2 protein-coding genes are annotated in these 1,198 nt (G+C 42.3%); both read left to right on the top strand.

The window, feature by feature from the left end; genetic code table 11:
• Positions 1–325: RagB/SusD family nutrient uptake outer membrane protein (locus AB5935_RS27095; protein ID WP_368327988.1), on the top strand; the 325-nt coding region annotated here is incomplete at its 5' end.
• A gap of 36 nt (positions 326–361) precedes the next feature.
• On the top strand, positions 362–1,198 hold an 837-nt coding region (locus AB5935_RS27090), incomplete at its 3' end, for an IPT/TIG domain-containing protein (RefSeq protein WP_368327987.1).

Here is a 1,198-nt window from a genome sequence, read left to right as displayed (position 1 = left end):
CTATATGGAAGGTTTCCGTTGTGACGACCTGAAACGTTGGGGCATTGCGGAGAAGAATCTGAATGAGTCTCGTTGCGGTGCGGTAGTAGGTAATGCCAGCTATCCGACAGCATTTGTAGACGAAAACGGGAACGCTACCAGTGCTTTCAATTCGGCTATCTTTACGAAGGGGACGGAAGAAGTGGAAACAGGTAAAGGCAAATTACCTTGTGTAGTGCTCCTCAAATCATCCGACTGTGCATTTACTAAGGGAGATTATTTGTGGGCGATTCCAAGAAATCAAATCAACCTGAATTCAAATCTGGTACAAAATCCGGGATATTAATCATTCAATCGTTTAACGTATAATACCATAGATTATATGAAGTTTTTATTCAAATATACATTTCACTTGGCAATACTTGCTTGTGTTTCCGCACTTTTCTCCGGTTGTGAGCAAGACCCCAAGTATAGAGTTTATGATTATCCCGTGCCAGTAGTGGAGAGCATTTATCCTACGGACGGATATGTCACTACACAGGTAGTTATTACGGGAACCGATTTTGGTGACCGTGCTGAAGCAGTGAAAGTTTTCTTCGGTGAAGCCCAATCCAATAAAGTGCTCGATTGCAAAAATAACCGTTTGGTAGTGGAAGTGCCGGAAACTGCAGTAACAGGCAATCTGTCTTTACAGATTTATAATAAAAAGGTGGAGAATATCGGTCATTATACAGTACTGCCTACACCGCGTGTCATTACAGTGACTTCTGATAGTGAAGACGGTGAAGGGGTAGCCGATACGGGAGACAAGGTCACTATAACAGGTGAGAACTTTGGTACGGATCCATCTGATATTTCTGTCAGCTTCAATGGAACACCGGCTGAATTTGAACTGGTGGATGAGTCTACTATTGTTGCGACAACTCCTGCAGATTATAAGACAGGTAATGTGACTGTAACTATTCATGGATATACAATGACAGGTAGTGCAATGTTTAATCCTAACTCAAAGGGTGATGTAACAGTGCTTTACCTTCAAAACTACAAGCAGCCGTTTGCCAAGGCAAATGATGAAAATTGGAAGAATGGTGAATGGTGGACTCCGGCAGTATGGAATCAGAATAAGGCATCTTTCAATGCAAAAAACAATACTACTGTTACCGGAATGCAGTATAAAGCAGCAGAGGGCTTCACATTAGCGTTCCAGAATGGATGGGAG

The organism is Phocaeicola sp. RTP21198st1_B8_RTP21198_201120 (genome assembly GCF_040929485.1).
Classification (GTDB): domain Bacteria; phylum Bacteroidota; class Bacteroidia; order Bacteroidales; family Bacteroidaceae; genus Phocaeicola; species Phocaeicola dorei.
The sequence above is the reverse complement of the archived record's forward strand: the minus strand, read 5'-3'. Positions and strand labels throughout refer to the sequence as shown.